6 protein-coding genes are annotated in these 6,183 nt (G+C 65.5%); all 6 read right to left on the bottom strand.

Going from position 1 to position 6,183, the window contains the following annotated elements:
- A partial coding sequence (locus CXZ10_RS07360; protein WP_101288496.1) for a class II D-tagatose-bisphosphate aldolase non-catalytic subunit occupies positions 1–864 on the bottom strand: 864 nt, incomplete at its 3' end.
- 3 nt (positions 865–867) lie between these two features.
- Positions 868–1,953: an ABC transporter ATP-binding protein gene (locus tag CXZ10_RS07355; protein ID WP_101288495.1), complete on the bottom strand. Its 1,086-nt coding sequence runs from the start codon at positions 1,951–1,953 to the stop codon at positions 868–870.
- A gap of 70 nt (positions 1,954–2,023) precedes the next feature.
- Positions 2,024–2,977 carry an SIS domain-containing protein gene (locus CXZ10_RS07350; protein WP_101288494.1) on the bottom strand — a complete coding sequence of 318 codons (954 nt, stop codon included), beginning with the start codon at positions 2,975–2,977 and terminating at the stop codon, positions 2,024–2,026.
- Between the two features lie 38 nt (positions 2,978–3,015).
- Positions 3,016–3,888: a carbohydrate ABC transporter permease gene (locus tag CXZ10_RS07345; protein WP_101288493.1), complete on the bottom strand. Its 873-nt coding sequence runs from the start codon at positions 3,886–3,888 to the stop codon at positions 3,016–3,018.
- Position 3,889: 1 nt separating this feature from the next.
- Complete coding sequence (locus tag CXZ10_RS07340) at positions 3,890–4,789, bottom strand: carbohydrate ABC transporter permease (protein WP_101288492.1); 900 nt, start codon at positions 4,787–4,789, stop codon at positions 3,890–3,892.
- Between the two features lie 136 nt (positions 4,790–4,925).
- Complete coding sequence (locus CXZ10_RS07335; protein ID WP_101288491.1) at positions 4,926–6,176, bottom strand: extracellular solute-binding protein; 1,251 nt, start codon at positions 6,174–6,176, stop codon at positions 4,926–4,928.
- Positions 6,177–6,183 lie beyond the last annotated feature (7 nt).

Genomic DNA, 6,183 nt, shown 5'->3' with positions numbered 1-6,183 from the left:
CGGGCCGACCTTCAGGATGGAGAAGCCATTGTCGATGAGCGCCTTCAACGCCTCCGGCGTCTGGTAGTCGGTGGAATGCGCCTCGAAGACGAAGCCCTTGAGGTCGGCGAGCACGGCGGAGAGCGAGGCGGCCTTGTCGGCATCGAAGGCGACGACGTTGTGATTGCCGAACTCGACGCCCGGCTGCACCACGGCGCCGACGGCGCGCTCGAAGGCTTCGGCGATGCCGGCCTTGGCGAAGGCCTCGCGATGGACGGCGATGGTCTCGCGCGCCGCCTCGGGCCTGGTGACCTCCAGTTCCTCGATCTCTTCCATGGCGCCGCCGGGAATCGGCACCTCGGTGCCGACGATGTAGACCGGCTTGATGGCGGCATCCCGGGTCGCCGCCTCGGCGACGGCGGCAAGCGAAGCCGCCCGCTCGGCGGTCAGCGCATCGGAGAGCGCCACCGGCTCGCCGGCGCAGCCCATCGAGGTGTCCAAGTGGAGCTTGGTGAAGCCGGCCCTGGCGAAGGCGTCGATCATCACCTTGGCCTTGTCCATGGCCTCGGTTGCCGGCAGCTTCTTCCAGGGGTTGGGGCCGAGGTGGTCACCGCCGAGGATGACGCGCTCGAAGGGGAAGCCGAGGCGCTTGGCGATCACCTCGACGAAGTCGCGGAAGTCCCCAGGCGTCATGCCGGTGTAGCCGCCGTCCTGGTTGACCTGGTTGCAGGTGGCTTCGATCAGCACCGGCAGGCCGAGGCGGCCGGCGTGCCGCATGGCCGCCTCGATCACCACGGGGTGGGCCGAGCAGATCGACGGAATGCCGCGCAGGCCGGAGGCACGAAAGCGCCAGGTGGAAATGTCGCTCAGCGGGTTCGCGGTCATGGCTCAGGTCCTCTCTATTGTGTTTATGCGCCGGCCGCTCGTTCGATCGAAGAGGTGCAGGCCGCCGGGTGCAATCGTGACGAAGATGCTGGCAGCTTCCGCCACCCGGCCCGAATGGGCGACAACGACCTGATGCCGGCCGAGCCGGCCAAAAACATGCGTTTCATGGCCGGTCGGCTCGATCAGGTCGACGGCGATGGGTAAAGCCCCCGGAGCCCCAGCATCGGTGAAAGCGAAATGCTCCGGACGGATGCCGACGGTCACCTCCGCTTCGTTGGCCATCGCGTAGCCGTCGAGTGGCAGGCGCAGGCCGTCGTCGGTCTCGGCGAACAGCCGGTCGCCGTCGTGTCGCGTCGTCGCCTCGATGAGGTTCATGGCCGGGGAGCCGATGAAGGTGGCGACAAAGAGATTGCCTGGCCGGTCGTAGACGTCGAGTGGCGCCCCCACCTGCTCGACGCGGCCGCCGTTCAGGATGACGATGCGGTCCGACATGGTCATGGCTTCGATCTGGTCGTGCGTGACGTAGATCGACGTGGTGCCGAGCCGCCGCTGCAACGCCTTGATCTCGGTGCGCATCTGCACCCGGAGCTTGGCGTCGAGATTGCTGAGCGGCTCGTCGAACAGGAAGACACGCGGCTTGCGGACGATCGCCCGCCCCATGGCGACGCGCTGGCGCTGTCCGCCCGACAGCGCCTTGGGCATGCGGTCGAGATAGGGCGTGAGCCCCAGGAGGTCGGCCGCCTCCTTCACCGCCCGTGCGATCTCCGGCTTCGGCACGTCACGGAGCTTCAGACTGAAGCCCATGTTGTCGGCGACCGACAGGTGCGGGTAGAGCGCGTAGTTCTGGAACACCATGGCGATGTCGCGGTTCTTCGGCGCCACGTCGTTCACCTCGCGGCCGTCGATCGAGATGGTGCCGCCGGAGATATCCTCTAGCCCGGCAATCATCCTCAAGAGGGTCGACTTGCCGCAGCCGGACGCGCCGATCAGCGAGATGAACTCGCCGTCGCGGATGGCGAGGTCTATGCCGTGGATCACCTCTTCGGCGCCGTAGCGCTTGACGAGCCGATGAATGTCGACGGTGGCCATGGAAAGCTCCTGCATTGGGTCTTGCGCTACCGCCGACCGGCCAGCGGCCGGTGGCAGCGCGGGTCGCGGCTCAGCCGAGCACAACCACCTTGGAGAGATGGCGTGGCTGGGTGCTGTCGATGTTCTTGGAGTTGGCGACCCGTTCGCCGAGGATCTGCATCGCCGCCATCATCTCGAGCGAACGCTGCAAGCCGCGCGTGGCGATCGGCAGGGAAAGGTCTCCCGGTCCGCCGAGACCGATGACTTTCGCACCCTTCGCCCTGATCTCGCCGACCAGTTTCTCTTCAGCCTCGGACTGGTCCTCGCTGTAAAGCATGACCGCCAGCAAGTGCTCGTCGGCGAGGCTGATCGGACCATGCCGATACTCCATGGTGTAGAAGGGCTGCGATACGGAAATGCTCATTTCCTGCAGCTTGAGGGCGCCTTCGGAGGCGATGCCGAAATAGATGCCGCCGCCCAGCACCACGAACTTGTTCCGTCCCGCCGTCACCGTCAGCGCCTTCTCGCCCATCGCCGCCACGGCGGCACGGGCGCCGGCCACCACGGCAGGCTCGACTTTCACGCCGGCCATGCGCAGGCCCATCAGCAGCATCAGGCTGGCCGATGATGACATGACGATGCCCTCGTCGGGGTGGGTCGGGGCGAAGGCGACGAGGTCGGCGGCCTTGGCCATCGAGCTGTCCTTTTCGCAGGTGATCGCCAGCGTGCGGATGCCGAGCGCGCGGCTCGTCTTCACAGCCTGCACCACCTCGGTCGATTCACCGCTGCGCGAAATACCGACCACCATGGCGCCTGCGATGTTGGGCAGGTAAGCCTCGTGCCGGAGCGCCCATTCGGAGCCGGCAACCGCGATGGCTCGTTTGCCGTTCTGGTTGAAGGCGGAGGCGAGGCTCATGGCGACATAATGGGAGGTGCCGCAGCCAACGAAGACGAAGATGTCGGCTTCGACCTTCGGAAGCGCCATTCCGATCGCTTTTTCCCAGAAGGGGAACTGCTCGACGATAACGCGTTCGGTGGTATTCATGAGAAGTCTTCCTTGCTTTTCAGTCTATTATCAGGGGATTACTTGGTCGCTCCGGCCATCAGTCCGCTGACGAGGTAGCGGTTGAGGAACAGCACGAGCAGAACGGGTGGGATGATGGCGAGGATGCCGGCGGCATTCATCAGGCCGAAGTCGATGTAATTGCGCGTCACGAACTCGGGGATCAGCACCGTCAGTGGCTTGGTGGCCAGCGTCGGCGAAAACACCAGGGGCACCATGAACTGGCCCCAGGCATTCAGGAACGTGAGGATGGCGCTGGCGATCAGCCCCGGCGCCGACAGCGGCAGCACGATGTAGACGAGCGTGTAGACGCGCCCGGCGCCGTCGAGCCAGGCCGCCTCTTCCAGTGAGATCGGCATGGCCTGATAGACCGACCGCATCAGCCACAGCGCCAGCGGCAGGAAAGCAGAGACGTAGATCAGCGTGATGCCGGTATAGGTGTCGATCAGCTTCAGGGAGATCATCAGCCGATAGAGCGGGATCATCACCGTGTAGGCGGGGATGGCGAGCGTCGCCACCACCGCGACGAACAGCAGGTCGCGACCGGGAAACTCCAGCCGGACGAAGGCGTAGGCGCCGAAGGCGGCGATCGCCACCGTCACCACCGTCGCCAGCCCCGAGGTGATCAGGCTGTTGGTGAGCGCCGCCGAGAACTGCGGCCAGACCGATTGGACGGCGTTGCCTTGCGACATGCTGGTGGCGCCGAACAGCTTGGCATAGTGCTCAAAGCTGATCTGCTGCGGCCATAGCGATGGCGTGCCCAAAAGGTGAAGCGGCGGCGTCAGCGAGGTGACGAGCGACCAGTAGATCGGCCCGAGCGACCATGCGACCAGCAGAGCCACGGCGATGACGATGCCGATCCGCCCCGGCAGCGTTGAGAGAGAGGCGCGCATGTCAGTCGTACCTCGTTTCGCGATAGACCCGGAGCACGTAGATCAGCGACACCAGGAGCGAGGCGAGCATCGCCAGGATCGACAGCGCCATGCCATTCGAGAACCGCAGGTTCTGAAAGGCGGTTAGGTAGACCTGGATGATCACCGAGCGGGTATCGAGGCTCGAACCGGACAGGATCCAGGCCTCGTCGAACAGGTTGAAGGCGAACACCGTCGACTGGCTGAGCGCGATGGCAAGGCCGCTCGAGATCAGCGGCAGCGTCACCAGGCGGAAGCTCTTGATCGGACCAGCGCCGTCGAGCCGCGCCGCTTCATAGAGGTCGCGTGGAATGCTTTGGAGCGCCGCCAGCAGGATCACCGCTGTCAGCGGCATCATGCGCCAGACGTGCACCAGCGAGATGAGGAACAGCGCCGTTGCCTGATCGTTGAACCAGACCTTGCGGGCGTCGATGACGCCGAGCCATAGCAGGACATGGTTGAGCACCCCGTAGCTCGGGTTGAAGATCCACATCCAGACGATGGCGTTGACCACCGGCGGCAGACACCAGGGGAGAACGGTGATGGCAAGCAACCACTGGCGGCCGTGCTTCACCCGGTTGAGCAGCAACGCCGCGCCCAAGCCGCCGATCGTCTCCAGCACCACCGCGATCGCCACATAGGCGAAGGTGTTGAGCCAGGCCGTCTGCACATTGCCGTCCGCGAGGAGAGCGCCATAGTTGGCAAGGCCGACGAAGGGCGTGCCCGGCTTCATGGGATCGATCCGATAGAAGCTGGCGAGCACCGAGGTGGCGAGCGGCCAGAACACCAGGCCGCCCATCACGACGACAATGGGAACAACGAGCGCGGCGGCAAGGGCGAGTTCGCCCGGCGTTCGGTTTCGTCTGGGATAGGAGGAGGGCATCGGAACCCTTGCGTTCTCCAGGCAGCCGTCAGGGCACGAGACCAACGTCCCGGGCGTCACGAGAGCCCATGGCAGAGGAAAGGTCGGAGCTGGCCGCCGCCCGGTCATCCCGGACGGCGGTCGTCGGAGCCTGCGGTCAGTTGGCCTGTGCCTCTTCGGCCGCCTTGGCGATCGCCGCGATGGCGTCGTCGACGCTGAGCTGTCCCTTGGCGGCTTGATTGATGGCGCTTGCCACCGCCGTCGAAAACTGCGGGTACCAGCCGGGCGTGCCCTGGGTGATCAGCGGCTCGACGAGGGCGGCCTGCTCGAGCAGCACGTCGCCCTGCTTGAGCTTGCCCTGTTCGTTGAGCGTCCTGAGCACGGACATGCGCGGCGGCAGGTTGCCAAGCGCTTCGTAGGCGGCGATCTGGTTCTGGGGCATCGCCATCCAGGTGATGAAGTCTTGCGCCGCTTTGGCGTTGGCAGCACCGGTCGGGATGCCGACCGCTTCGGGCAGGCCGAAGGTGCGCGACTTGCCGGTCGCCGATGGCATCAGCGCTGCCGCGACGTCGTTCGCCACCTGCGACTTGGCAGGGTCGCTGTAGACCGAGAGGTTGCCGGCCCAGCCGGCGACGTCGAAGGTGAGCTTGCCGGCCTTGAAGACCTCCTGCACCTCGACGTCCTTGAGACCGGTGGCGGCCGGATCGATCAATCCGTCCTTCAATGCGCCGATCTCGAAGGCCAGCGCCTTGTAGCCGCCGGAGTCCTTGTCGGTGAACAGCGGCTTGAAATCCTTGTCGAACAGGTCGCCGCCGAAGGCCTTGGTCAGGAGATACCAGGCGGTGGAGGTGCCCTCGGTCGCCGACAGCGGCAGGCCGATCGGATAGTCGGCGATGCCAGCGCTCTTCACCGCCTTGGCGGCAGCCAGCATCTCGTCGGGCGTCGTTGGCGCTGCCTTGATGCCAGCCTTCTCGAGGTGGGCCTTGTTGTAGATGAGGATGCGGAAGTCGTTGCTGTAGGGCACGGCCAGGAGCTTACCGTCGTAGCGGAAGATCGAGGCGGTGGGGATGTCGGCGATGACGGCCTTGTCGATCTTGTCGTCGAGCGGTGCATACCAGCCGGCTGAGCCGAACTGGCCCACCCACGACCAGTCAACCTCGGTGGCGTCGGCAGGCGCCGTGCCCGCCACCATCGACGTGATGATCTTGGTGCGAATGTCGTCCCAGCCGAGCGTCTGCGCATCGAGCGTCACGCCGGCGTCCTTGGCGAAGCGATCGGTCATCTCCTTGGGCAGCGTTCCCCAGGGCGGCAACAGCACCGTGAGCCCATCGGCGGCGAAGGCGCTGCCGGCGAACGTGGCGAGGAGTGGCAAGGTCAGCGCTGAAGCAAGAAAAACACGTCTTTTCATTATCGTT

Origin of the sequence: Pleomorphomonas diazotrophica (assembly GCF_002844595.1) — a bacterium.
GTDB lineage: Bacteria > Pseudomonadota > Alphaproteobacteria > Rhizobiales > Pleomorphomonadaceae > Pleomorphomonas > Pleomorphomonas diazotrophica.
This window is presented reverse-complemented; position numbering and strand designations above follow the sequence as displayed.